The organism is Pseudomonas migulae (genome assembly GCF_024169315.1).
Lineage (GTDB): Bacteria > Pseudomonadota > Gammaproteobacteria > Pseudomonadales > Pseudomonadaceae > Aquipseudomonas > Aquipseudomonas migulae_B.
In genome coordinates this window covers 3,866,903-3,891,649 of sequence record NZ_JALJWR010000001.1, presented here as the reverse complement: position 1 = coordinate 3,891,649, position 24,747 = coordinate 3,866,903, and the positions used below count along the sequence as shown (strand labels likewise).

Below are 24,747 nucleotides of genomic sequence, written 5' to 3'. Positions count from 1 at the left end.
GCAGAGCAATGCAGCAACTCAATCCTTCCGAAATAAGTGAAATTATCAAGGGCCGCATCGACAAGCTCGATGTGACCTCCCAAGCCCGTAACGAAGGCACTGTCGTCAGCGTATCTGACGGTATCGTGCGGATTCACGGTCTGGCCGACGTCATGTACGGCGAGATGATCGAGTTTCCGGGCGGCGTCTTCGGTATGGCTCTCAACCTGGAGCAAGACTCCGTAGGTGCCGTAGTTTTGGGCTCCTACCAGTCTCTGGCCGAAGGCATGAGCGCCAAGTGCACCGGTCGCATCCTCGAAGTTCCGGTTGGTAAGGAACTGCTGGGTCGCGTAGTCGACGCACTGGGTAACCCTGTTGACGGCAAAGGTCCGCTGAACAACACCGAGACCGATGCGGTCGAGAAAGTTGCTCCAGGCGTGATCTGGCGTAAGTCGGTAGACCAGCCTGTACAGACTGGCTACAAGGCTGTCGATGCCATGATCCCTGTCGGCCGTGGCCAGCGTGAGCTGATCATCGGTGACCGTCAGATCGGTAAAACCGCTCTGGCGATCGACGCGATCATCAACCAGAAAAACAGCGGCATTTTCTGCGTCTACGTAGCAATCGGTCAGAAACAATCGACCATTGCCAACGTGGTTCGCAAGCTGGAAGAAAACGGCGCACTGGCTAACACCATCGTCGTAGCTGCGAGCGCTTCGGAATCTGCAGCACTGCAATTCCTGGCACCGTACTCCGGTTGCACCATGGGTGAATTCTTCCGCGACCGCGGTGAAGACGCGCTGATCGTTTATGACGATCTGTCCAAGCAAGCAGTGGCTTACCGCCAGATTTCCCTGCTGCTGCGCCGTCCACCAGGCCGTGAAGCTTACCCAGGCGACGTGTTCTATCTCCACTCCCGTCTGCTGGAGCGCGCATCCCGCGTTTCGGAAGAATACGTAGAGAAGTTCACCAACGGCGCAGTGACCGGCAAAACCGGTTCCCTGACCGCACTGCCGATCATCGAAACCCAGGCTGGCGACGTTTCCGCGTTCGTTCCGACCAACGTGATTTCCATCACCGACGGTCAGATCTTCCTGGAATCCGCCATGTTCAACTCCGGGATCCGTCCTGCTGTGAACGCCGGTGTTTCGGTATCCCGTGTGGGTGGTGCCGCTCAGACCAAGATCATCAAGAAGCTCTCCGGTGGTATCCGTACCGCTCTGGCTCAGTACCGTGAACTGGCGGCATTCGCCCAGTTCGCTTCTGACCTGGACGAAGCGACCCGTAAGCAACTTGAGCATGGTCAGCGCGTTACCGAGCTGATGAAGCAGAAGCAATACGCACCAATGTCGATCGCTGACATGGCGCTGTCGCTGTATGCCGCTGAGCGTGGGTTCCTGACTGACGTTGAAATCGCCAAGATCGGCAGCTTCGAACAAGCGCTGATTGCTTTCTTCAACCGCGATCACGCCGATTTGATGGCGAAGATCAACGTGAAGGGTGACTTCAATGACGAAATCGACGCTGGCATGAAAGCCGGTATCGAGAAGTTCAAGGCCACCCAAACCTGGTAAGCCGCAGCGGGGGCCGCAAGGCTCCCGCTTGCTAACCTGATAGGTGTTACATGGCAGGCGCAAAAGAGATTCGCAGTAAGATTGCGAGCATCAAAAGCACGCAAAAGATTACCAGCGCCATGGAAAAAGTGGCGGTCAGTAAAATGCGCAAGGCACAAATGCGCATGGCTGCTAGCCGTCCTTACGCGGAGCGCATCCGCCAGGTTATTGGTCATTTGGCCAACGCCAACCCGGAATATCGCCACCCGTTCATGATCGACCGTGAAATCAAGCGCGTCGGTTATGTCGTAGTGAGCAGTGACCGTGGTCTGTGTGGTGGCTTGAACACCAACCTGTTCAAGGCTCTGGTCAAGGACATGGCGGTAAACCGCGAAAACGGCGTCGAGATCGATCTGTGTGTTGTTGGTAGCAAGGGTGCGGCTTTCTTCCGCAACTTCGGCGGTAACGTCGTAGCAGCTATCAGCCACCTGGGTGAAGAGCCGTCGATCAATGACCTGATCGGCAGCGTCAAGGTGATGCTGGATGCCTACCTGGACGGCCGTATTGATCGCCTGTCCGTGGTGTCCAACAAGTTCATCAACACCATGACGCAACAGCCTACGGTGGAGCAGTTGATTCCATTGGTGGCAACCCCGGATCAAGGACTCAAGCACCACTGGGATTATCTGTACGAACCGGACGCCAAAGAGCTGCTTGACGGCTTGATGGTCCGTTACGTGGAGTCGCAGGTCTACCAGGCGGTGGTCGAGAACAACGCGGCTGAACAGGCTGCGCGGATGATCGCGATGAAGAACGCTACCGACAACGCCGGTGATTTGATCAGCGATTTGCAGCTGGTCTACAACAAGGCGCGTCAGGCTGCGATCACCCAAGAGATCTCGGAAATCGTCGGCGGCGCTGCCGCGGTTTAACGGTTCAAATATTCAGAGGATCCAGCTATGAGTAGCGGACGTATCGTTCAAATCATCGGCGCCGTTATCGACGTGGAATTTCCACGCGACAGCGTACCGAGCATCTACAACGCGCTGAAAGTACAAAGCGCGGCCGAAACCACCCTGGAAGTTCAGCAGCAGCTGGGCGACGGCGTGGTTCGTACCATTGCGATGGGTTCCACCGAGGGCTTGAAGCGCGGTCTGGAAGTCACCGACTCTGGCGCTGCCATCTCCGTACCGGTCGGTAAAGCGACTCTGGGCCGGATCATGGACGTACTGGGCAACCCGATCGACGAAGCGGGCCCGATCGACACCGAAGAGCGCTGGGGCATTCACCGTCCTGCGCCAACCTTCGCTGAACAAGCGGGCGGCAACGACCTGCTGGAAACCGGCATCAAGGTTATCGACCTGGTTTGCCCGTTCGCCAAGGGCGGTAAAGTCGGTCTGTTCGGTGGTGCCGGTGTAGGCAAAACCGTAAACATGATGGAACTGATCCGTAACATCGCCATCGAGCACAGCGGTTATTCCGTGTTCGCCGGTGTGGGTGAGCGTACTCGTGAGGGTAACGACTTCTACCACGAGATGAAGGATTCCAACGTTCTGGACAAAGTGGCACTGGTTTACGGTCAGATGAACGAGCCGCCGGGTAACCGTCTGCGCGTAGCACTGACCGGCCTGACCATGGCCGAGAAGTTCCGTGACGAAGGTAACGACGTTCTGCTGTTCGTCGACAACATCTATCGTTACACCCTGGCCGGTACTGAAGTATCCGCACTGCTGGGCCGTATGCCTTCCGCAGTAGGTTACCAGCCGACCCTGGCCGAAGAGATGGGTACTCTGCAAGAGCGTATCACTTCGACCAAAAACGGTTCGATCACCTCGATCCAGGCGGTATACGTACCGGCGGATGACTTGACTGACCCGTCGCCAGCGACCACCTTCGCCCACTTGGACGCCACCGTCGTTCTGTCCCGTGACATCGCTTCCCTGGGTATCTACCCGGCGGTCGATCCACTCGACTCGACTTCGCGTCAGCTGGACCCGAACGTGATCGGCCAGGACCACTACGACACCGCTCGCGGTGTACAGTATGTTCTGCAGCGTTACAAAGAACTGAAGGACATCATTGCGATCCTGGGTATGGACGAGCTGTCGGAAGCCGACAAGCAGTTGGTAAACCGTGCTCGTAAGATCCAGCGTTTCTTGTCGCAGCCGTTCTTCGTGGCTGAAGTCTTCACCGGTGCTTCGGGTAAATACGTTTCCCTGAAAGACACCATTGCTGGCTTCAAAGGCATCCTCAACGGTGACTACGACCACCTGCCAGAACAAGCGTTCTACATGGTCGGCGGCATCGAAGAAGCGATCGAGAAAGCCAAGAAACTGTAATCCCGGCGCCCGGCAACGGGCGCTAATTTAGGTTGAGGCAATCAGATGGCTATGACAGTCCATTGCGATATCGTCAGCGCGGAAGGAGAAATCTTTTCCGGCCTGGTCGAGATGGTGATTGCGCACGGTGCACTCGGTGATCTTGGTATCGCCCTGGGCCACGCGCCGCTGATCACTAATCTCAAGCCTGGCCCGATCCGCCTGGTCAAGCAGGGCGGGGAAGAGGAGGTGTATTACATCTCCGGCGGTTTCCTCGAGGTTCAGCCGAACATGGTCAAGGTTCTTGCCGACACCGTGCAACGTGCTGCCGACCTGGACGAAGCCTCCGCTCAGGAAGCCGTTAAGGCTGCCGAGAAGGCCTTGCATGAGCGGGGCGCGGAATTCGATTACGGTTCTGCTGCCGCACGTCTGGCCGAGGCTGCAGCTCAGCTGCGCACCGTCCAGCAGATCCGCAAGAAGTTCGGCCACTAACAGGCCATCACTTGTTGCGCGATTGATTAAAAAGGGTAGCCTCGGCTACCCTTTTTTCTTTTCCGAATTTCATAACCTGGTCACAGTCGCTGACCACTCAGGATTGGTAGCCAGTCATGTCTCTTGAAATCGTTATCCTCGCTGCTGGTCAGGGCACTCGTATGCGCTCGGCATTGCCGAAAGTGCTGCACCCGATTGCCGGCAATTCGATGCTTGGCCATGTTATCCACAGCGCGCGGCAACTTGATCCACAGCGCATCCACGTGGTGATTGGCCACGGTGCCGATGCCGTTCGAGAGCGTCTGGCGGCGGATGACCTGAATTTTGTCCTGCAGGACAAACAGCTGGGTACTGGCCATGCGGTAGCTCAAGCCGTGCCATTCATCGAGTCCGACACCGTTTTGATTCTCTACGGCGACGTGCCGTTGATCGAAGTCGAAACCCTTAAGCGCCTGCTCAATCAGGTTGCGCCGCAGCAATTGGCCTTGCTGACCGTCGAACTGGACGACCCGACGGGCTATGGCCGCATCGTCCGTGATGCCGACGGCAAGGTCACGGCCATCGTCGAGCAGAAAGACGCCAACGAAGCCGAACGCGCGATCAGTGAAGGCAACACCGGCATCCTGGCGCTGCCATTTGCGCAGTTGGGCGGCTGGATGAGTCGTCTCTCCAACAACAACGCCCAGGGCGAGTACTACCTGACCGACGTGATTGCCATGGCGGTCAGCGATGGTCTGGTGGTGGCGACCGAGCAGCCGCATGACGCCATGGAGGTGCAGGGCGCTAACGATCGCAAGCAGCTTTCCGAACTCGAGCGTCACTATCAATTGCGCGCGGGTCGTCGTTTGATGGCTCAAGGCGTAACCCTGCGTGACCCGGCGCGTTTCGACGTGCGCGGTGAAGTCACCGTCGGCCGTGATGTGCTGATCGACATCAACGTGATCCTCGAAGGCAAAGTCGTCATCGAAGATGACGTGGTGATCGGTCCGAACTGCGTGATCAAGGACAGCACGCTGCGTAAAGGCGTGGTGATCAAGGCCAACAGTCACATCGAAGGCGCGATCCTGGGTGAAGGCAGCGATGCCGGGCCGTTCGCCCGTCTGCGTCCCGGTACCGTGCTGGAGGCTCGCGCCCATGTGGGTAACTTTGTCGAGCTGAAAAACGCGCATCTGGGCGAAGGCGCCAAGGCCGGTCACCTGACCTATCTGGGCGATGCCGAAATCGGCGCACGCACCAACATCGGCGCGGGCACCATCACCTGCAACTATGACGGCGCCAACAAGTGGAAAACCGTCTTGGGTGAAGATGTGTTCATCGGTTCCAACAACTCGTTGGTGGCGCCTGTGGATATCTCTAGCGGTGCAACCACCGCTGCCGGATCGACCATTACGCAGAATGTGGATAACGCACAATTAGCGGTGGGCCGTGCACGCCAGAAGAACATCGACGGCTGGAAGCGGCCGGAGAAGATCAAGAAGAGCTGAGTTATCCACAAGTGTTTACGGCGTTCGTGAGATCGCCTTCGCGGGCAAGCCTCGCTCCTACGGGTTTAGGTTGTTCACATAATGGGTGACTACGCTGACCTGTAGGAGCGAGGCTTGCCCGCGAAGCTTTTATCCACAGATCTTTTTGTCGCCTCCCGCTTGACGAAGTTTCGCTGATAGGTTTTGATTGCTTCCGTTATCTTTCGAATCGATACTTACCCAGTCATGTCGAAACGCAATACGCCTCAACGCCGCCACAATATCCTCGCCTTGCTCAATGAGCAGGGCGAAGTCAGTGTGGATGAGCTGGCCAAGCGCTTCGAAACCTCGGAAGTTACGATTCGCAAGGATCTGGCAGCACTCGAAAGCAATGGCTTGTTGCTGCGCCGATACGGCGGCGCCATCACCATGCCTCAGGAATTGGTGGCCGATCTCGGTCAGCCCGTTTCCAAATACAAGCAGGCCATCGCCCGCGCTGCTGTCACGCGGATTCGCGAGCATGCACGAATCATCATCGACAGCGGCAGCACCACCGCGGCGATGATCCCCGAACTGGGTCAACAACCAGGCCTGGTGGTGATGACCAATTCCCTGCACGTTGCCAACGCCCTGAGCGAACTCGAACACGAACCGGTGTTGTTGATGACGGGCGGCACCTGGGATCCGCATTCCGAATCCTTTCAGGGGCAGGTCGCCGAGCAGGTTCTACGCTCGTACGATTTCGACCAGTTGTTCATCGGTGCCGACGGCATCGACCTGGTGCGCGGTACCACCACCTTCAATGAATTGCTGGGACTGAGCCGGGTCATGGCCGATGTCACCCGCGAAGTGATCGTAATGGTCGAGGCCGACAAGATCGGCCGCAAGATTCCCAACCTGGAACTGCCCTGGAGCAGTGTCCATACCCTTATTACCGATGATCGCCTGCCACGTGAGGCACGGGATCAGATTCAGGCCCGCGGCATCACTTTGATATGCGCGGTTGTCAGTCAGGAGAAATAGCATGTGTGGAATTGTCGGCGCAGTCGCAGAACGTAATATCACCGCCATCCTGCTCGAAGGCCTCAAGCGCCTGGAATACCGTGGTTATGACAGCGCCGGTGTGGCGGTCTTCACCAATGACGCAAAGCTCGAGCGCATGCGTCGCCCCGGCAAAGTCAGCGAGCTGGAACTGGCACTCGAAGCCGAGCCGCTGATCGGTCGCCTCGGTATTGCCCACACTCGCTGGGCCACACACGGTGCGCCGTGCGAGCGTAATGCGCACCCGCATTTCTCTGGTGACCTGGCGGTGGTGCACAACGGCATCATCGAGAACCACGAAGCCCTGCGCGAACAACTCAAGGCGCTGGGTTACGTGTTCACCTCCGACACCGACACTGAAGTCATCGCCCACCTGCTGAACCACAAACTCAAGGATCTGAAGGACTTGACCGTGGCGCTCAAGGCCACCGTTAAAGAGCTGCACGGTGCTTACGGTCTGGCCGTGATCAGCGCCGATCAACCGGATCGCCTGGTCGCTGCCCGCAGTGGCAGCCCGTTGGTGATCGGTCTGGGTCTTGGGGAAAACTTCCTCGCCTCCGACCAGTTGGCCCTGCGTCAGGTCACCGACCGCTTCATGTACCTGGAAGAAGGCGATATCGCCGAAATTCGTCGCGACAGCGTACAGATCTGGGACGTCAGCGGCAAAGCCGTCACCCGTGAAAGCGTGCAGTACCGTGATGGTGCCGAAGCGGCTGACAAGGGCGAATTCCGCCACTTCATGCTCAAGGAAATTCACGAGCAACCGGCCGTTGTGCAACGCACCCTTGAAGGTCGTCTGAGCCCGAACGGCGTGCTGGTGCAGGCTTTCGGTCCACAGGCCGCCGAGCTGTTCGCCAAAGTGCGTAACGTGCAGATCGTCGCATGCGGCACCAGCTACCACGCCGGCATGGTTGCCCGTTACTGGCTCGAAGAACTGGCCGGCATTCCGTGCCAGGTCGAAGTCGCCAGCGAATTCCGCTACCGCAAAGTGGTGGTGCAGCCCGATACCCTGTTCGTGACCATTTCCCAGTCCGGCGAAACCGCCGACACCCTGGCTGCGTTGCGCAACGCCAAGGAACTGGGCTTCCTCGCCAGCCTGGCCATCTGCAACGTCGGCATCAGCTCGCTGGTGCGTGAATCCGATCTGACTCTGCTGACCCAGGCCGGTCGCGAAATCGGCGTGGCCTCCACCAAAGCCTTCACCACTCAGCTGGTCGGCCTGCTGTTGTTGACCCTGTCCTTGGGCCAGGTTCGCGGCACATTGGCCAAAGGCGTCGAAGCCACGCTGGTCGAAGAACTGCGTCGCCTGCCAACCCGCTTGGGTGAAGCATTGGCCATGGACGGCACCGTGGAAAAAATCGCCGAGCTGTTCGCCGAGAAGAACCACACGCTGTTCCTCGGTCGCGGCGCACAATTCCCGGTGGCGATGGAAGGGGCACTCAAGCTCAAGGAAATCTCCTACATCCACGCCGAAGCTTATCCGGCTGGCGAGTTGAAACATGGCCCGTTGGCGCTTGTGGATAACGACATGCCCGTGGTGACCGTGGCGCCGAACAACGAGTTGCTGGAGAAGTTGAAGTCCAACCTCCAGGAAGTCCGCGCCCGTGGCGGCCAACTGATCGTCTTCGCCGACGAGCAAGCCGGCATGACCAACGGCGAAGGCACCCATGTTGTGCACATGCCGCACATCCACGACATCCTGTCGCCGATTCTCTACACCATTCCGCTGCAGTTACTGTCGTACTACGTTGCAGTGTTGAAAGGCACTGACGTTGACCAGCCACGTAACCTGGCGAAGTCGGTGACGGTGGAATAAGTTATCCACAGCTGATCGAACAATTAAAATCGCAGCCTCCGGTTGCGATTTTTTTTATCTGAAACGAGGACATGCCCCAGTGGACCGATTCCAGGAAATGCAGGTCTTCGCTGCCGTCGCGCAGGAACAAGGTTTCTCGGCGGCGGCGCGACGGTTGGGCCTGTCGGCGGCCAGTGTCACCCGTGCCGTGGCTGCGCTGGAAAAACGCATTGGCACGTCGCTGCTGACGCGGACCACCCGCAGTGTGCATTTGAGCGAGGCGGGTCAGCGGTATCTTGAGGATTGTCGGAGAATTCTCGCCGAGGTGCAGGAAGCGGAGGATTCCGCGGCGGGCAGTCACGCGGAACCCCGTGGGCAACTGACGATCACGGCGCCGGTGTTGTTTGGTGAGTTGTTTGTCACGCCCGTGATGGTGAGTTATCTGACACAGTTTCCTGAAGTCTGCATCAACGGGCTGCTGGTTGATCGAGTGGTGAGCATGGTCGAAGAGGGGATCGATGTGGCCGTGCGCATCGGTGAGTTGCCCGACAGTAATCAGCATGCGATCCGTGTCGGTGAAGTGCGACGGGTGATTTGTGCTTCTCCACAATTTCTGAAGGCTCATGGCAGACCGTTGCATCCTCAGGATCTGACCCGGGCACCGGTTATTGCAACGTCCGCTATCGGTCAGATGAGAAGCTGGCCCTTCCTTGAAGCCGGAGAGCCGCTGAATATTCGACCGGAACCGCGTCTGGTGGTGACGGCGAATCAGGCGGCCATTACCGCCGCGAGCCTGGGGCTGGGCTTCACCCGTGTCCTGTCTTATCAAGTCGCCAGTAAAGTCGCGTCCGGGGAGCTTGAGATCGTATTGGCTGACTTCGAACTGCCACCACTGCCCATCCATGTCGTCTACCAGGGCGGACGCAACGCCCCCGCGCGGATTCGCAGTTTTGTGGACTTCACAGTGAAAGCCTTGCGGGAACACCCGGGCTTGCAGGGCTGACGGTTTATTGCACTGGCTGAAATAATAGATTGCGTTTGCTGGTTATTCTGTTGTTTTGGTTGCGGGTGGAAGATAGCGGCCATCGGTGCTGATCTGTCCTGGACGGCACCACCACCCAGTGGAGTCGACCATGCAAGCGATCAAACTCTATAACTTCCCGCGCTCTGGCCATGCTCATCGTGTGGAATTGATGCTGTCCCTGCTGCAACTGCCGACCGAGCTGATCTTTGTCGATCTGGCCAAGGGCGAGCATAAACAGCCAACGTACCTGGCGATCAACCCGTTCGGGCAGGTGCCAGCCATCGACGATCAGGGTGTGGTGCTGGCGGATTCCAATGCGATTCTGGTTTACCTGGCGCAGAAATACGGCAACGGGCGCTGGCTGCCAGCCGATCCGGTCGGCGCCGCCAAGGTTCAGCGCTGGTTGTCGATTGCTGCTGGGCCCATTGCGTTTGGTCCCGCCAGAGCAAGGCTGATCACTGTATTTGGTGCGGCTTACAACGCTGAGGAAGTGATCGCGTATTCCCACATCTGGCTCAAGATGATCGATCAGGAATTGGCTGATTCGCCCTATCTGGTCGGCAGCGAACCCACTATTGCCGACGTCGCGGCCTACAGCTACATCGCCCATGCGCCCGAGGGCAACGTGTCGCTCGAGGACTACGCCAATGTACGGGCCTGGCTGGCGCGTATCGAAGCCTTGCCTGGTTTTGTCGGCATGCCGCGCACCGTCACCGGCCTGCAAAAAACTGCCTGATGCTTGCGGCCCGACATTGTCGGGCCGTTCACACTGCGTCTATTGCGCAGGGGAGAAGCCGTTATGGACCGTTCACCTTGGCACGCTGGCGAAAAACAGATGCAGGCACACGTCGGTGTTGCCGAGCGAATGGAGACGTTGGGCCGTAGGGTGGTTCGCACCGAGATGCCGGACCAGCACCGTACATTCTATGAGCAACTGCCGTTCATGCTGTACGGCGCGGTGGATGCGGACGGTAACCCTTGGGCCAGCATTCTTGAAGGGCCACCAGGTTTCGCTCACTCGCCCGAGCCGGGTGCGTTGCAGTTCAGCAGCATGCCGGGAGCTGATGATCCTGCGCAATTGATCGATGGCGCGGCGATAGGCTTGCTGGGGATTGAACTGCATACGCGGCGGCGCAACCGTATCAACGGTCGTGTCGGCGCCGTAACGGCAAAGGGTTTCGAGGTAAAGGTCGAACAGTCCTTCGGCAATTGTCCGCAATACATTCAATTACGGCAGTTTCGCTCGGTGCCGCTGGCGGATCCAGCGACGCGCATTGCGCAACACCTGGACGGTCTGGATGAAGAGGCCAAAGCCGTGATCACCGGCGCCGACACCTTTTTCGTCGCCAGTTATGTGGAGGTCGATGGCCAGCGTTCAGTGGATGTTTCACACCGTGGCGGCCAATCCGGTTTCGTACAGGTGGAAGGCAATCGCCTGACGATCCCGGACTTCGCCGGCAACCTGTTCTTCAATACCTTGGGCAACCTGCTGATCAATCCGCGTGCAGGTCTGTTGTTTATCGATTTCAACTCGGGCGACCTGCTGCACCTCAGCGGTCGTACCGAAGTCATTCTTGAAGGCCCGCAGGTCGAAGCCTTTCAAGGTGCCGAGCGTCTGTGGACATTCGAAGTGGAGCAGGTAGTGCGTCGGCCCGCAGCGTTGGCTTTGCGTTGGCGCTTCGATGGCGTGTCACCGACCAGTCTGCTGACCGGCACCTGGGAGCAGGCTAACGCCCGTCTGCATGCCCAGGCGCTGGGTGATCGGTGGCGGCCGCTGCGGGTCGTGCGGATTGAAGCGGAAAGCCACAACATCCGCTCGATCTATCTGGAACCAGCCGATGACGCCGGGTTACCGGTGTTTCAGGCCGGGCAGCATTTACCGCTGCGGTTCAACATTGGCGGTGAGGTGCATATCCGCACTTACAGCCTGTCGAGCGCGCCGTCCGATGACTTTTTCCGTATCAGCGTGAAGCGTGAAGGGCTGGTGTCTTCACACCTGCATGAGCAGGTTCGTGTCGGTGATCTGCTGGAAGCCCGCGCACCTCAAGGGCATTTCACCGTGGCAACCCATGAACGTCGGCCACTGGTGCTGTTGGCGGCCGGCGTCGGCATTACGCCTTTGCTGTCGATGGTGCGGGAGGTGGTGTATCAAGGCCTGCGCACCCGGCACATTCGCCCTACATTGTTTTTGCAGAGTTCACGCACACTGGCCGATCAACCGTTTCGTCCCGAGCTGGATCGCTTGCTCGAGAGTGCGGGTGAATCGGTGCGGGTGCTGCGTCTGCTCAGTCAGCCGGAGGCCGATGTTCACGAGGGTGAAGACTTTGATTTGACCGGACGGATCGACACAGCTTTGCTCCAGTCCATCCTTGAAGTGGAGGACTACGATCAGTTGGATTTTGTCCTCTGCGGCCCGGGCGGTTTTACCCAAGGGCTGTATGACAGCCTTAGGGAGCTGGACATCCGTGACAGCAGGATTCACGCCGAGACCTTCGGCCCGTCGACCTTGCGTCGTCAGCCGGACCCCGACGCGGTGGTCATCGAGCAACCGCCCGCCGCAACCAACTCGGTGCCCGTGGTGTTTCAGCGCTCGGCCAAGGAAGCCCGCTGGCAACCGGATGGCGGCAGTTTGCTGGAGTTGGCGGAAAGCCGTGGCTTGCGGCCGGAATTCAGTTGTCGCGGTGGTTCCTGTGGGACCTGCAAGACTCGCCTGGTCAGCGGCCAGGTGAATTATCCACAGCCGCCAGCAGAAGTGCCGGACGAAGGACACGTTCTGATTTGTTGTGCGATTCCGGCGCAGGGCGCGCAGCCTTTGGTGCTCGACCTGTAGCATCTGACGGACGCTGCCTTCAGCAGCTACAAAGGATGCTTTATGGTTTTTCTCGCTCGCCTGTCGGGTTTGTTGGTGATGGTGGCGCTGCTTGCCGGTTGCGAACGACAGGATGCGCCGCCGCTCGATCAGCAACTCTACGTCTGGCAACGGCAATGGACGCCCGCCCACGAAGCCGCACTCAAAGACAGTCGCGCTGACTTTTCCACTCTGCGAGTGCTGGCGTTGCAGGCCTTCCCCCGAGCAGGTTGGAGCCGGGCGCGCATCGATGCGGCGTTGCTCAAACAGGATGGTCGGCCGCTGATCGCGGTGATTCGTCTCGATGGCCAGCTCAAGTCGCTGGACCAGGACGAGGTTAGCGCGCAGATCCGCCAGGTGCTCAGTGATTGGCAAGCGCAGGGGTTGATCCTCGCCGGTGTGGAAATCGACCACGATGCCGGCAGCTCCCGCCTACCGGCGTATCGGAAATTCCTCACGGCGTTGCGCGCGGTTCTTCCGGCCTCCATGCCGCTCAGTATTACAGCGTTACCTGCCTGGCTCGACAGCCCCGAACTGCCGGCGTTGTTATCCACAGTCGATAGCAGCGTGTTGCAGGTGCATGCGGTGAGCGATCCGCGCAGGGGCTTGTTTGATCCGGATCAGGCGCAAAAATGGGCGAGGGCCTGGAGTCGTATCACTTCGAAACCTTTTTATCTGGCGCTGCCGGCGTATGGCGTGGCGTTGCTGCCGCAGACCAGCGGCGCACCGCTGGTGGAGAGTGAAGTGCCGGTTGAGCGCGGCGGCGAACGTCGGGAACTGCTGGCCGATCCGCAGCAACTGCGCACGCTGGCCACTGAGTTGCGCAACGATCCGCCGGTGCACCTGACCGGGCTGATCTGGTTTCGCTTGCCCCTGGCCAATGATCGCCGGGCCTGGAGCCTGACGACCTTGGGCGCCGTAGCCCGCGGCGACCCCCTCGACAGTCGCCTGACGCTGAAACTCTCGGCGCAGGACAGCCTCTATGACGTCAGCATCAGCAATCAAGGCAACCTCGACAGCGCGTGGCCCGAACGCCTGACACTCGCGGTGCGAGGCTGTGAGGGCGCCGATGCCCTGGCCGGTTATGCGTTGCAACAGAGCCCGGATCTGCTTACCTTCACCCGCCTGCGCGACGGTCGTATTCCGGCTGGCGGGCAGCGCGCCATCGGTTGGGCGCGTTGCGCAAACATTGATCAAGGAGGTTTGAATGTTCACCCGTAACTGGCCCCGCCATTTGCTCTGTCTGAGCTTCAGCTTGCCGCTGGGTTCGGCATTGGCCTGCGGGCCGGATTTCCCCATGCGCCTGCTCGACAACCGGGGTCAGTCGCTGGCGGAGCTGCCGGAAGGCAATTTCCAGTTCGAGATCAATCGTCTCGGACATGCAATTGCGGGTCTGAAGAATGTCACCGAAGTCGTCTACAGCAGCATGGACCCGTCCGACTACGCCGAGCAGCGGGACAAGGCCGAGCAGGCGGGTTTGACCGTAGAGCAGCAAACGCAGGTCAAACAGTTGCGCAGTTTGACCGATGCTCATCAGGTTGAAGCACAGGGCACGAATCTGCCGACTGAACTCAGGCTCTATCTGGCGGGCGCCGTGGCGTTCAACGCGGGTGATCATGGATTGGCCGCTGACTACTTCCAGAAAGTCCTGGCGCTACCGACGGATCAACGCGCGCTGCGCAGCACCTGGGCCGCGTATTCGCTGGGCCGTGCGCTGTTTGCCATGAGCGCCGAAGCCGACGCGACGCCCGACCTGCTGACGCAATCGCGCAAAGCCTTCGAGCAGACTCGGCAACTGAGCATCGACGGTTTCAGCGATCCGCTGGAGCTGGGCGTCGCCAGCCTCGGTGAAGAAGCACGCGTGGCGCGCACGGCGGGCGACTGGAATCGGGCCATTGAGCTCTATGCCACGCAAAACCTCCACGGTTCAGCGGTGGGTTATACCTCGCTGAAACTGTTGGTGGCGGATCTGACGGAGATGCCCGATGAGCAACTGTCCGCGTTGCTCAAGGGCAAACCGGTGCAGCAACTGGTCACGGCGTCCCTGATCAGCCGGTTGGGTTGGTCATTTGGTGATCAACCACCCACCGAACAAAAGTTGATCAAGTTACTGCAAGCCAGCACCCGCGGCAGCCTGGATAACGCCGATCGACTGGCAGCGATGAATTATCAACAGGGTGACTACGCCAGCGCCAAGGCTTTCCTGGAGCACGCTGGCGACGGTGGCCTGGCGTGGTGGCTGCGGGCGAAACTGGCGGTGCGCGAGGGCGATAAAACCGCTGCCGCCGCGGCGTACGCCAAAGCGGCTCAGGCCTTTCCGCAGAATGAGTCCTGGGGTGAGCGGCGTACGCCGGACTGGGACTTTGAATCGCTTCAGCCCAAGTGCCGGGTCGAAGGCGAAAGCGCGATCCTGGCGTTGCAACGCGGGGATTATCTGCAGGCGTTCGATCAGCTCTATCGCAGCAACGACATTTACTGGTTCGACGCCGCGACCGTTGCCGAACGCGTGCTGACCGTCGATGAGCTCAAGCATTATGTCGATACTCAGGTGCCGGCACCGCCGCCGCTGACTCAGCAGGATCGCGACAATTACGTGCCGCTGCCGGTCGCGGCGAAGTTGCGCAACGTGCTGGCGCGGCGATTGTTGCGTGAGGAGCGTTACGACGAAGCCCCGGCGTACTTCGATAGCGTTCAATTGCAGCAACAGGCTACGTGGTACGGGCAGTTGCGCCACGACGCCGAATCGAAATGGTGGCCGAGCAAACGTGCATTCGCTTTCTACAATGCCGCGACCGTGGCCCGTTTCAATGGTATGGAGCTGTTGGGCTACGAGATGTCTCCGGATTACGCCACGTTCGGGGGCAATTACAGCCTCGAAAGCACCGAACTCAAGGTCGGCCCGTTAGTGGCTGAAGACGAGGTCAAGCGTCAGCAGGCCAGCGCGGCTCAACCCGATCAGCGTTACCACTACCGTTATGTCGCCAATGCGCTGGCCAACCGCGCCGCCGATAACTTGCCTCATACCAGTCAGGCCTTTGCGGCGGTGTTGTGTGCGGCGACGGGGTGGAACACGGGTCAGGAAGAAAAAACTGCCTTCTATCAACGTTACGTCAAAGAAGGCCCCTACGTGGATTGGGCATTGTTCTTCGGCGAGCGATGCCCTTATCCAGACTTCCAGAACGCAGACAAACGTTACGTCACCCAGGCGTTGAGTTCGATACGGGCGCCGCTGCGCCCTTACAAAAAATGGTTGGAAGTGGGCGGTGTGGTGGTATTTACAGCGTTCGCGCTGTTGCTGATCAATCGTCACAAGCGCAAGGCACGCCGCTGATCAGGCCTGTTGAACAAAGGTCAGTCGCACCGCAAAACCGATCAACAGGCTACCAAACAGCCATTGTTGGAAGCGTTGGGCCGAAGGACTGCGTTGCAGCCAGCGGCCCAGCGCGGCGCCCGCCAAGGCGTAGGCGCTGTCGAACAACAAACCGACACCGACCAGCACCACACCCAGGGTCGCGAATTGAGCGAGTACCGGTCCTGCGTGCGGATCGATGAACTGCGGCAACAGCACCGAGCAGAACAACAGCGCCTTGGGGTTAAGCAGGTTGGTCAGCAATCCGCGCTGGATCGCCTCGCGCCAACGTGGTTTTCCACAGGCCGCGTCTGCACCGTTGAGGTTCGGCAGCATCGTGGTTCGCAGGCACTGAATGCCGATCCACAACAGGTATGCGGCCCCGGCGAGGCGCACCACGTCGAAAGTCCAGGGCGCCGCCTTGAACAGCGCCGCCAGCCCCAATGCCGCCAGTAACACGTGGCAACCCCGCGCGATGCCCAAACCCACGGCCGTCGCCAGCGCCGCGCCTTTGCCTTGGCGTGCGCCGGTCTGCAGCAGCAGAATCATGTCCGGGCCGGGCAACAGGTAAACCACCGCCAGTGCCATGAAAAACAGCCAGAGTCCTGCCACGATGCACCCCATTCGTTGTCGATTCGGTAGGGCCAGTCTAGGGCGGAAGGTCAGGGCAGGTGGTTGCGTAGTTTGCTTTTAAAGCGTCTTTGTTTGGCATAACCTGCCATCGGATGACCACTCAACCAGCAGGATCTGCCAAACATGAAACTCGACGCTTATGATCGAAAGATTCTCGCGGCCCTGCAGCGGGATGGTCGGTTGAGCAACGTGCAATTGGCTGATGAGATCGGTCTGTCCGCGTCGCCGTGCCTGCGCCGGGTACGAATGCTTGAAGAAGCGGGGGTGATTCGCGGCTATCAGGCCAATCTGGATCGCGATGAAGTCGGGCTTGGGCTGACGGTGTTTGTCGGGGTCAAGGTTGAGCGTCACAACGATGAGCAGGCCGAGGCTTTTCGTCTAGCCGTGACGGCGTTGCCCGAGGTGATTTCGGCGTTTCTGGTGTCAGGGGAATCGGATTTTTTGCTGCAAGTGGTGGTGCCGGATTTGCGTGCTTATGACCGCTTTCTTACCGGGAGTTTGCTGAAGTTGCCGGGCGTGAGTGACATCCGCAGCAACTTTGCTATTCACACGGTGAAAACGCCGGGGGCGTTGCCTTTAGAGCATTTGCCGCTTTAGACCCAGTCAAGATCGTTCCCACGCAGAGCGGGGGAACGATCAGGCGAGAGAAGCTACATCTGCGTCGCCATCCCCTCCACATTCATCGCCGCCTGGCGCAACGCCTCGGAGCGGGTCGGATGGGGATGACAAGTCAGCGCGATGTCTTCCGCGGAGGCGCTGAACTCCATGGCCACGCAGTATTCGCCAATCATTTCGCTGACACTCGGACCCACCAGGTGCACACCGAGGATTTCGTCGGTGCGCTCATCGGCCAGCACTTTGGCGAATCCTTCGGTCTCGTGGTTGATCTTCGCCCGGCTGTTGGCGGTGAACGGGAATTTGCCGACCTTGTACGCGCGGCCTTCAGCCTTGAGTTGCTCTTCGGTCTTGCCGACGCTGGCCAGCTCCGGGCGGGTGTAGATGACGTTGGGAATCAGGTCGTAATTGACCTCGCCGGCCTTGCCGACGATCTGCTCGACGCAGGCCATGGCTTCATCTTCCGCCTTGTGCGCGAGCATCGGCCCGGACGTGACATCACCAATGACCCAGACGCCGGCCGCTTCAGTGCGATGGCCCTTGTTGGCAAGCATGCCGCGTTTATCCGTGTTAAGGCCGACGTTCTCCAGGCCCAAACCCTGGGTGTAAGGCCGGCGCCCGATGGCCACCAGCACGTAATCGGCTTCCAGCAGCTCGGCAGTGCCCCCCGCCGCGGGTTCAACGCTGAGTTGCACGCCATTGGCGGAGGTCGTGGCGCTGGTGACTTTCGAACTCAACTTGAAGCTGATGCCTTGTTTACTCAACGAACGTTGAAGGGTTTTGCCCGCCTCAGCGTCCACGCCGGGGCAGATCCGGTCGAGAAATTCGACGACGGTCACCTGTGCACCCAGACGTCGCCACACCGAACCCAATTCCAGGCCGATGACCCCGGCGCCAATGACCACCAGATGCTTGGGCACTTCGGATAAAGAAAGTGCACCGGTGGAATCGAGAATGCGTTGGTTGTCGATCTCTACGCCAGGCAGGGGAGTGGGTTCGGAGCCGGTGGCAATGATGATGTCCTTGGCGCTCAACTCGGTTTTGCCACCCTGGCTATCCGTTACCGTGACTTTGCCCGGGCCGTCGATGTGCCCCCAACCCTTGATCCAGTCGACCTTGTTTTTGCGAAACAAAAACTCGATGCCCTTGGTCAGCCCGGCCACGCTTTCATCCTTCTGCTTCATCATTTGCGCAAGGTTGAGCGTGGGTTTGACCTCGATTCCCAGGTTGGCGAATTCCGCGCCCATGGCGGCGTCGTACAGTTCGGACGCATGCAGCAGCGCCTTGGACGGCATGCAACCGACGTTCAGGCAGGTGCCGCCGAGGGTGGCGCGGCCTTCGACGCAAGCGGCTTTCAGGCCCAACTGGCCGGCGCGGATTGCTGCGTTGTAACCACCGGGGCCTCCGCCCAGAATCACGACGTCATAGCTGCTCATGGATTTGCTCCTGGATTGAATGGGAATCGGGCTGGATAAACGTAGTCCGTAGATAAAATTACGAGCGTAATATGTGCGCTTCCCGGTCTTTCGGTCAAGGCTTCAGCCAAGCGACAGGTGGAGCGCCTTTAGATAAAGCGATTTAATACAAAAATTTCACGACTTTCGTTATATCGTAACGAATTGCGACCTGAGCAAAGAACAACACTGGGGTGGTATGCAAGTCGATCTCGAAGTTGAGGGAGCAGCGGTAGCCGGGCTGCCGCGTTTTCAACAGGCAATCTTTCAAGGGCGACGCTTGCGGCAGTTGGCAATCGGCCTCGGCGCGCTCGCGTCGACTGGGCTGTTGCTGGCGTTTTTTGTCGGGCTGTTTGCGCCGCAATCGCTTTGGCCGGCGTTGCTGGTCAATCAGAGCGCCGCTCTGCTGGTGCTGGTCGCCGGGCTGCAATCAGCGTGGTGGGTGACGCAATGGCGCGCACGGGCGATGAATCCTGTAGCGCTGCCGGTGGAGATCGAAGTCGCTGAAGCTCCGGTGGGCTGGTATGAACAGTTGCTGGAGCGGATCAGCCAACGATGGACACGGACGTTGGTGCAGATCGGTGCGCCGACCCTGTGGCTCGGTGGCTGGGCGCTGTTGGTGCTGGTCAGCATCAATCAGGTCTGGAACCTGGCGCTACCCTCTGCCGCCCCGGATTTTTCGGCTAATGTCGGCGCTGCATTGTCGTTGCTGCTGGCGTTCGGTTTGCTGGTGCTGGAGCGGCAGCTTGCCCAGGAAAACGCGGCCCAGTGGCCTGAAGCAGGGCAGTTGGCCCAGCTGGCTCGCGTGGCAATCATCAGTCTTGTGTTGGGCGCGTTGTGTCTGTTGTTCGGCAGCGAGGTGTCAGTCTGGCCGGTGAGGCTGGCTGTGCTGATCGGGTTGCTGCCGGGGCTTGTCGCGGTGGAACTGCTGCTGCGCGCAGTGCTGTCACTGTTCAGTCCCCGGCGCGAACAACTGGAACCCGCATTGCTCGCGCGAAGCTTCGTCGCCGACATGCTGCGCTGGCCGCCACAGCCCCTGTTGGCGTTGCAGCATGAACTGCATAACCGCTTCGGCATCGATCTGCGGCAAATCTGGGCGTTCACCTACATGCGTCGCGCGCTTGTGCCGGTGCTGGCGGTGGTCGCCATCGTCGGTTGGTCGCTGACCGGCATTCACGAAATTCCCCTGCAAGGGCGGGGCATCTATGAGCGCTTCGGCAAACCGGTGGAGGTATTCGGTCCCGGTTTGCACGCGGGTTTGCCGTGGCCGCTGGGCCGGGTGTTGAGTGTCGAAAACGGCGTGGTCCATGAGTTGGCCACGAGCGTCGGTGAAGCGGCGGCGCCCATTGCGGCAGCGCCCGCTGAAGGTCCGGCGCCGACAGTTGCCAATCGCTTGTGGGATGCCAGCCATGTGAATGACAAATCCCAGGTCATCGCCAGCAGTCGTGCCGACAAGCAGAGCTTCCAGATCGTCAACATGGACGTGCGGTTCGTTTACCGCATCGGCCTGACAGATCAAGCGGCGCTCGCCGCGACCTACAACAATGCCGATGTACCGGCGCTGATCCGCAGCACCGCCAGCCGGATTCTGGTTCACGATTTCGCCTCACGAACCCTCGACGGTTTGCTCGGCGAAGACAGGGTAGGGCTCGCCGAAGAAATTGGCCGCGCGGTGCAGACGGACCTGCAAACACTCGGCAGCGGCGTTGAAATTCTCGCGACCGTGGTCGAGGCCATTCATCCACCGGCCGGCGCGGCCAACGCTTATCACGGCGTACAAGCGGCACAGATTGGTGCGCAGGCGCTGATCTCACGCGAGCGTGGCGCGGCAGCAGAGGCAACCAATCAGGCGCAATTGCAGGCCAGCATCGCTCGCGACCAGGCGACGGCCAACGCGCGTGAAATCAACGCGGCTGCGCAAGCAGCGGATCTGAAATTCAGCGCCGAGCAAAAAGCCTATGCCAGCGCCGGTCAGGCGTTCGTGCTGGAGCAGTATTTCAGCCAGCTTTCCCAGGGACTGGCCAACACCCGTTTGCTGGTGCTCGATCACCGCTTGGGCGGCAGCAACAACGCGCCGACCATCGACCTCCGTACGTTCACGCTGCCGGCTGATCCCGCGCCGGCGCGTCAAACCGCTCAGCCAGGAGCTGCCAAATGAGCCAGTCACACACTCACGATCATGCCGACCACGCCGGGCATGATCACGACCATGGCGGGCACCACCACGGGCATCACCATCATCACCACGGCGATCCACAGGAAGCCGGGCCCTTCCCGTGGCGGCGCATGGGTTGGGCGGCGTTGCTGGTGGCGTTTGCCATTGCGGCGGCGAGCCTGGTGCAAGTGCGTTCCGGCGAGGCCACGGTCATCACGCGCTTCGGCAATCCTTCGCGGGTGTTGCTGGAGCCGGGGCTGGGCTGGCGTTGGCCCGCCCCTTTTGAAGCGGCGATTCCTGTCGACTTGCGTCTGCGCACGACGTCCAGTGGTTTGCAGGATGTGGGCACGCGCGACGGTTTGCGCATCATCGTGCAGGCGTACGTGGCGTGGCAGGTTCAAGGTGATCCGGACAATGTGCAGCGCTTCATGCGTGCCGTGCAGAACCAGCCGGACGAAGCGGCGCGGCAGATTCGCACCTTCGTTGGCTCGGCGCTGGAAACTACGGCCAGCAGTTTTGACCTGGCCAATCTGGTAAACACCGATGCCAACCAAGTGCACATTGCTGACTTTGAAGCGCAACTGCGCCAGCAAATCGATCAGCAGTTGCTGACCACGTATGGTGTTCGTGTGCTGCAAGTCGGCATCGAACGTTTGACCTTGCCGTCGGTAACCCTGACCGCCACCGTCGATCGCATGCGTGCCGAGCGTGAAACAATCGCCACCGAACGCACAGCGATCGGCAAACGCGAAGCGGCGCAAATCCGCTCCGCCGCCGAGCGGGATGCGCGAATCGTGCAGGCCGATGCCACGGTTAAATCCGCCGACATTGAAGCCCAGTCCCGCGTTGAAGCCGCGCAGATTTATGGCCGAGCCTACGCCGGTTCACCACAGCTCTATAACTTGCTGCGCTCTCTCGACACCTTGGGCACCATCGTTACGGCCGGAACCAAACTGATTTTGCGCACTGACGCTGCGCCGTTTCGAGTACTGGTTGACGGTCCGCCGACGCTCGATAACAAATCCGGATCGCAACCATGAGTTTGGTTCCACGTGGAACAAATGAGTTAAGCAGCCCCTGGATTCAGGCCGGGAGATTGGCTTTTCTCGCCCTGTACGCAGTGACCGTGCTGGCTGCATTGGCCTGGGCCTTTTCCAATGTTCGGCAAATCGATCCGCAGAATCGCGCGGTGGTGTTGCACTTTGGCGCGCTGGATCGCATTCAGAATGCCGGTCTGCTGTTGGCGTGGCCGCGACCGTTCGAGCAGGTGATTCTGTTGCCAGCGGCCGATCGGGTGATTGAGCGTCGGGTCGATAATCTGCTGCGCAGCGATGTCGCGTTACAGGCCGACCGAGTCGCCACCTTCGCCACGCCGCTCAGTGATGCGCTCGCGGGATCCGGTTATTTGCTGACCGGAGACGCCGGCGTGGTGCAACTGGATGTGCGGGTCTTTTATAAAGTCACCGAACCCTATGCGTTCGTGCTTCAAGGTGAACATGTGCTGCCGGCACTCGATCGCCTTGTGACTCGCAGTGCGGTGGCGCTAACGGCCGCTCGTGATCTGGACACCATTCTGGTGGCGCGACCGGAACTGATTGGCGCGGGTAGCCAAGCGGCCGAAAGACGTGAGCGCCTGCGCGGTGATCTGGTGCAAGGCATCAATCAGCGACTCGCTGACCTCACGACCACCGGCCAGGGCCTGGGCATCGAAGTGGCGCGCGTCGATGTGCAATCGAGTCTGCCGGGGCCGGCGGTCAACGCTTTCAACGCGGTGCTGACGGCAAGTCAGCAAGCCGATAAAGCCGTGGCAAACGCACGCACCGAAGCCGAGAAACTGACGCAAACCGCCAATGAACAAGCCGACCGTACGTTGCAGGTCGCTCACGCTCAAGCGAGTGAACGGCTGGCCAAAGCTTCCGCTGACACGGCCACCGTGCTGAGTCTGGCCAAGGCACAACAGCAGGGCACCGACCCGCAAATGCTGCTGCGCCTCTACCGTGAACGCATGCCGAAAATTCTCGGTCAGGCCGGCTCGGTGACCACGGTCAATCCAAAAGACGATTCCCGCCTGATCATTCAGGGAGCTGCACAATGACCGCCCAAACCGCCGCCGCACCTAGCCTGTTGTCCTCGGCCGAACAACGCAGCGCCGCCCGCCAGTTGACCCTGGCCATGCTTGCATTGGGTTTGTTGGCGCTGGGTTTGATCTGGCGCTGGTGGTCGCCGGAGCAAACCGGTGTCAGTCAATTGCTGTTGGGTTTTGCCTCATTGCTGGTGGCCGTGCCGGTGATGCGTTCGGCCTGGTACAGCTTGCGTTATCCAAGCTTGCACGGGATCACGGACCAATTGATCGCCCTGGCCATGCTTGGCGCTTGGGCGACCGGCGATCTGCTGACCGCTGCGTTGCTGCCGATCATCATGATCTTCGGCCATGTGCTGGAAGAGCGCAGCGTGATCGGTTCACAGGAAGCGATTCACGCGCTCGGCAAACTGACGCGCAGCCATGCGCGCAAAGTTCAGGCAGACGGCTCCATCGTCGAAGTCGACAACGGCACACTCAAGGCCGGTGACCATGTGGAAGTTCGCGCCGGCGACCGAGTGCCGGCCGATGGCCGCGTGCTCTCCGGTCAGGCAAGTCTCGACACGGCTTCGATCACTGGTGAGTCGGTGCCCGTGGAGGCGGGTGTCGGCATGTCTGTGTTCGGTGGGGCGATCAACCTCGACGGCCTGCTGCGTATCGAAGTGACGCGTACGGGCAGCGAATCCACCCTCGGAAAAGTCATCGCGCTGATGCAAAGCGCCGAGCGCTCCAAACCGCCGATCACCCGACTGCTCGAACGCTACGCTGGCAGCTACATGGTGTTGGTGCTGTTGCTGGCCGCCGTCACCTGGTTCATCACCAACGATGCGCAGGCGATGCTCGCGGTGTTGGTGGCGGCCTGTCCGTGTGCGTTGGTGTTGTCGGCACCGGCCACGGCGATTGCCGGGGTGGCGGTTGCCGCTCGCCACGGGATTCTGATTCGCAGTTCGGCGTTTCTCGAAGAGCTGGCGGACCTCACGTCGCTGGTGGTCGACAAGACCGGGACGCTGACTTTCGGCACCTTGCGCCTGCAATCCATCGACAGTCCGCTGGAAGATCGCAGTCACGTATTGAAACTCGCTGCCAGCCTTGGTTCCGCCAGCAGTCACCCGGTCAGCCGCGCGCTCGCCGGGTTGGTCACTCAGGAACATTTTCTGTTGCTCTCGAACATTCACGAAAGGCAGGGGCTGGGCGTGGTAGCGATGACGGAGCAGGGCGAAGCGGCGCTCGGCCGTCCGGAGTTGTTTGCTCAATTGGGTATTCCCACGTCAGCCGTTCCTGAACACGATGGCCCGATTGCCGGTCTGGCGCTTGATGGTGAATTCCTCGCCTGGCTGTTGCTGGCCGACAGCGTCAAACCCGAAGCGCGGTTTGCCTTGAACGAGTTGCGAGAACTCGGATTGGGCCGGCAGCTATTGCTCACCGGTGATCGCCAGAGCGTCGCGAATACCTTGGCGGGGGACGTCGGGATCGTCGATGTCGAAGCCCAGGCGTTGCCCGAGGACAAACTCAATCGCGTGCTCAAGGAGATCGACAGCGGCTTCCGGCCGATGGTGGTCGGTGACGGCATCAATGATTCGCTGGCTCTGAAGGCAGGCGTAGTCGGCGTTGCCATGGGCGCGGGCGGTGCGGACATCGCGTTGGCGTCCGCCGACATCGTGCTGATCGGCAGTGATCTGCGTCGGCTCGGCACCTGTGTACGTTTGAGTCGTCAGTGCCGGAACACGTTGCAGGTCAACGTAATCATCGGTCTGGGCTGGACGCTGGCAATAGTGGCCTTCGCAGCATTCGGCTGGCTCGGCGCGGCGGGCGCGATGATCGCGGCGTTGCTGCATAACCTGAGTACGTTGCTGGTGCTGGGTAACGCGGGGCGGTTGCTGCGCTTTCAGGAGCCATTGCTCAAGCTGAAGGACGATATTTGAGGGGTTTCAACTTTTCAGAACTGTGC

19 protein-coding genes are annotated in these 24,747 nt (G+C 60.1%); 17 read left to right on the top strand and 2 right to left on the bottom strand.

What is annotated here, in order from left to right; translation table 11 throughout:
* The first annotated feature begins 8 nt into the window (after window positions 1–8).
* The 12 genes from atpA to J2Y86_RS17820 all read left to right on the top strand — a co-directional run bounded on the left by atpA (window position 9) and on the right by J2Y86_RS17820 (window position 15,844).
* Window positions 9–1,553, top strand: coding sequence for a F0F1 ATP synthase subunit alpha (atpA, locus tag J2Y86_RS17875; protein WP_008155713.1), 1,545 nt, complete (start codon window positions 9–11; stop codon window positions 1,551–1,553).
* Window positions 1,554–1,603: 50 nt separating this feature from the next.
* Window positions 1,604–2,464 (top strand): F0F1 ATP synthase subunit gamma, encoded by an 861-nt coding sequence (gene atpG / locus J2Y86_RS17870; protein WP_253434148.1) that lies wholly within the window; start codon window positions 1,604–1,606, stop codon window positions 2,462–2,464.
* A gap of 27 nt (window positions 2,465–2,491) precedes the next feature.
* Complete coding sequence (gene atpD / locus J2Y86_RS17865; RefSeq protein WP_105342556.1) at window positions 2,492–3,871, top strand: F0F1 ATP synthase subunit beta; 1,380 nt, start codon at window positions 2,492–2,494, stop codon at window positions 3,869–3,871.
* Between the two features lie 45 nt (window positions 3,872–3,916).
* The gene (locus J2Y86_RS17860) at window positions 3,917–4,342 is read left to right on the top strand and encodes a F0F1 ATP synthase subunit epsilon (RefSeq protein WP_007969909.1); all 426 of its coding nucleotides are present in this window, start codon (window positions 3,917–3,919) and stop codon (window positions 4,340–4,342) included.
* Between the two features lie 116 nt (window positions 4,343–4,458).
* Entirely contained in the window at window positions 4,459–5,826 is a 1,368-nt protein-coding gene (gene glmU / locus J2Y86_RS17855) for a bifunctional UDP-N-acetylglucosamine diphosphorylase/glucosamine-1-phosphate N-acetyltransferase GlmU (RefSeq protein WP_253434145.1), read from the top strand.
* Window positions 5,827–6,051: 225 nt separating this feature from the next.
* Window positions 6,052–6,828 (top strand): DeoR/GlpR family DNA-binding transcription regulator, encoded by a 777-nt coding sequence (locus J2Y86_RS17850; protein ID WP_253434143.1) that lies wholly within the window; start codon window positions 6,052–6,054, stop codon window positions 6,826–6,828.
* A 1-nt stretch (window position 6,829) separates the two neighbouring features.
* The gene (gene glmS / locus J2Y86_RS17845) at window positions 6,830–8,662 is read left to right on the top strand and encodes a glutamine--fructose-6-phosphate transaminase (isomerizing) (RefSeq protein WP_253434140.1); all 1,833 of its coding nucleotides are present in this window, start codon (window positions 6,830–6,832) and stop codon (window positions 8,660–8,662) included.
* A gap of 79 nt (window positions 8,663–8,741) precedes the next feature.
* Window positions 8,742–9,644 (top strand): LysR family transcriptional regulator, encoded by a 903-nt coding sequence (locus tag J2Y86_RS17840; protein WP_253434137.1) that lies wholly within the window; start codon window positions 8,742–8,744, stop codon window positions 9,642–9,644.
* A gap of 130 nt (window positions 9,645–9,774) precedes the next feature.
* Window positions 9,775–10,401: a glutathione S-transferase family protein gene (locus tag J2Y86_RS17835; RefSeq protein ID WP_253434133.1), complete on the top strand. Its 627-nt coding sequence runs from the start codon at window positions 9,775–9,777 to the stop codon at window positions 10,399–10,401.
* Window positions 10,402–10,464: 63 nt separating this feature from the next.
* Complete coding sequence (locus tag J2Y86_RS17830; protein WP_253434130.1) at window positions 10,465–12,495, top strand: pyridoxamine 5'-phosphate oxidase family protein; 2,031 nt, start codon at window positions 10,465–10,467, stop codon at window positions 12,493–12,495.
* Between the two features lie 42 nt (window positions 12,496–12,537).
* Window positions 12,538–13,734, top strand: a complete 1,197-nt coding sequence (locus tag J2Y86_RS17825; RefSeq protein ID WP_253434127.1) for a DUF3142 domain-containing protein — start codon at window positions 12,538–12,540, stop codon at window positions 13,732–13,734.
* Window positions 13,721–15,844 carry a hypothetical protein gene (locus tag J2Y86_RS17820; RefSeq protein ID WP_253434124.1) on the top strand — a complete coding sequence of 708 codons (2,124 nt, stop codon included), beginning with the start codon at window positions 13,721–13,723 and terminating at the stop codon, window positions 15,842–15,844. The genes J2Y86_RS17825 and J2Y86_RS17820 overlap by 14 nt, the downstream gene beginning before the upstream one ends.
* On the opposite strand, the gene J2Y86_RS17815 is transcribed toward J2Y86_RS17820, so the two are convergent.
* On the bottom strand, window positions 15,845–16,474 hold the full coding sequence (locus J2Y86_RS17815; RefSeq protein ID WP_253434121.1) for a LysE family translocator: 630 nt from the start codon (window positions 16,472–16,474) through the stop codon (window positions 15,845–15,847). It lies immediately after the preceding gene.
* A gap of 144 nt (window positions 16,475–16,618) precedes the next feature.
* Between J2Y86_RS17815 and J2Y86_RS17810 the strand changes: the two genes are divergently transcribed.
* Window positions 16,619–17,092, top strand: a complete 474-nt coding sequence (locus J2Y86_RS17810; protein ID WP_253434118.1) for an Lrp/AsnC family transcriptional regulator — start codon at window positions 16,619–16,621, stop codon at window positions 17,090–17,092.
* Window positions 17,093–17,145: 53 nt separating this feature from the next.
* Here J2Y86_RS17810 and lpdA read toward each other — a convergent pair whose 3' ends face one another.
* Window positions 17,146–18,546 (bottom strand): dihydrolipoyl dehydrogenase, encoded by a 1,401-nt coding sequence (lpdA, locus tag J2Y86_RS17805; RefSeq protein WP_253434115.1) that lies wholly within the window; start codon window positions 18,544–18,546, stop codon window positions 17,146–17,148.
* Between the two features lie 217 nt (window positions 18,547–18,763).
* Between lpdA and hflK (J2Y86_RS17800) the strand changes: the two genes are divergently transcribed.
* The 4 genes from hflK (J2Y86_RS17800) to J2Y86_RS17785 are packed head-to-tail and all read left to right on the top strand — an operon-like array spanning window position 18,764 to window position 24,721.
* Window positions 18,764–20,722: a protease modulator HflK gene (gene hflK, locus J2Y86_RS17800; RefSeq protein ID WP_253434112.1), complete on the top strand. Its 1,959-nt coding sequence runs from the start codon at window positions 18,764–18,766 to the stop codon at window positions 20,720–20,722.
* Window positions 20,719–21,759 (top strand): protease modulator HflC, encoded by a 1,041-nt coding sequence (gene hflC, locus J2Y86_RS17795; RefSeq protein WP_253434109.1) that lies wholly within the window; start codon window positions 20,719–20,721, stop codon window positions 21,757–21,759. The genes hflK (J2Y86_RS17800) and hflC overlap by 4 nt, the downstream gene beginning before the upstream one ends.
* A complete protein-coding gene (gene hflK / locus J2Y86_RS17790) occupies window positions 21,756–22,814 on the top strand; it encodes a protease modulator HflK (RefSeq protein WP_253434106.1) in 1,059 nt (352 codons plus the stop codon). Before hflC ends, hflK (J2Y86_RS17790) begins: the two co-directional genes overlap by 4 nt.
* Window positions 22,811–24,721: a cation-translocating P-type ATPase gene (locus J2Y86_RS17785; protein WP_253434103.1), complete on the top strand. Its 1,911-nt coding sequence runs from the start codon at window positions 22,811–22,813 to the stop codon at window positions 24,719–24,721. The genes hflK (J2Y86_RS17790) and J2Y86_RS17785 overlap by 4 nt, the downstream gene beginning before the upstream one ends.
* The last annotated feature ends 26 nt before the right edge of the window (window positions 24,722–24,747 follow it).

What these genes read in the sequence shown, in the direction of transcription:
- atpD (WP_105342556.1), top strand. Translation starts at nt 2,492, where the DNA reads ATGAGTAGCGGACGTATCGTTCAAATCATCGGCGCCGTTATCGACGTG.
- J2Y86_RS17860 (WP_007969909.1), top strand. Translation starts at nt 3,917, where the DNA reads ATGGCTATGACAGTCCATTGCGATATCGTCAGCGCGGAAGGAGAAATC.
- J2Y86_RS17825 (WP_253434127.1), top strand. Translation starts at nt 12,538, where the DNA reads ATGGTTTTTCTCGCTCGCCTGTCGGGTTTGTTGGTGATGGTGGCGCTG.
- J2Y86_RS17830 (WP_253434130.1), top strand. Translation starts at nt 10,465, where the DNA reads ATGGACCGTTCACCTTGGCACGCTGGCGAAAAACAGATGCAGGCACAC.
- lpdA (WP_253434115.1), bottom strand. Translation starts at nt 18,546, where the DNA reads ATGAGCAGCTATGACGTCGTGATTCTGGGCGGAGGCCCCGGTGGTTAC.
- hflK (WP_253434106.1), top strand. Translation starts at nt 21,756, where the DNA reads ATGAGTTTGGTTCCACGTGGAACAAATGAGTTAAGCAGCCCCTGGATT.
- J2Y86_RS17820 (WP_253434124.1), top strand. Translation starts at nt 13,721, where the DNA reads ATGTTCACCCGTAACTGGCCCCGCCATTTGCTCTGTCTGAGCTTCAGC.
- atpA (WP_008155713.1), top strand. Translation starts at nt 9, where the DNA reads ATGCAGCAACTCAATCCTTCCGAAATAAGTGAAATTATCAAGGGCCGC.
- atpG (WP_253434148.1), top strand. Translation starts at nt 1,604, where the DNA reads ATGGCAGGCGCAAAAGAGATTCGCAGTAAGATTGCGAGCATCAAAAGC.
- glmU (WP_253434145.1), top strand. Translation starts at nt 4,459, where the DNA reads ATGTCTCTTGAAATCGTTATCCTCGCTGCTGGTCAGGGCACTCGTATG.
- J2Y86_RS17835 (WP_253434133.1), top strand. Translation starts at nt 9,775, where the DNA reads ATGCAAGCGATCAAACTCTATAACTTCCCGCGCTCTGGCCATGCTCAT.
- J2Y86_RS17850 (WP_253434143.1), top strand. Translation starts at nt 6,052, where the DNA reads ATGTCGAAACGCAATACGCCTCAACGCCGCCACAATATCCTCGCCTTG.
- J2Y86_RS17785 (WP_253434103.1), top strand. Translation starts at nt 22,811, where the DNA reads ATGACCGCCCAAACCGCCGCCGCACCTAGCCTGTTGTCCTCGGCCGAA.
- hflC (WP_253434109.1), top strand. Translation starts at nt 20,719, where the DNA reads ATGAGCCAGTCACACACTCACGATCATGCCGACCACGCCGGGCATGAT.
- hflK (WP_253434112.1), top strand. Translation starts at nt 18,764, where the DNA reads ATGCAAGTCGATCTCGAAGTTGAGGGAGCAGCGGTAGCCGGGCTGCCG.
- glmS (WP_253434140.1), top strand. Translation starts at nt 6,830, where the DNA reads ATGTGTGGAATTGTCGGCGCAGTCGCAGAACGTAATATCACCGCCATC.
- J2Y86_RS17810 (WP_253434118.1), top strand. Translation starts at nt 16,619, where the DNA reads ATGAAACTCGACGCTTATGATCGAAAGATTCTCGCGGCCCTGCAGCGG.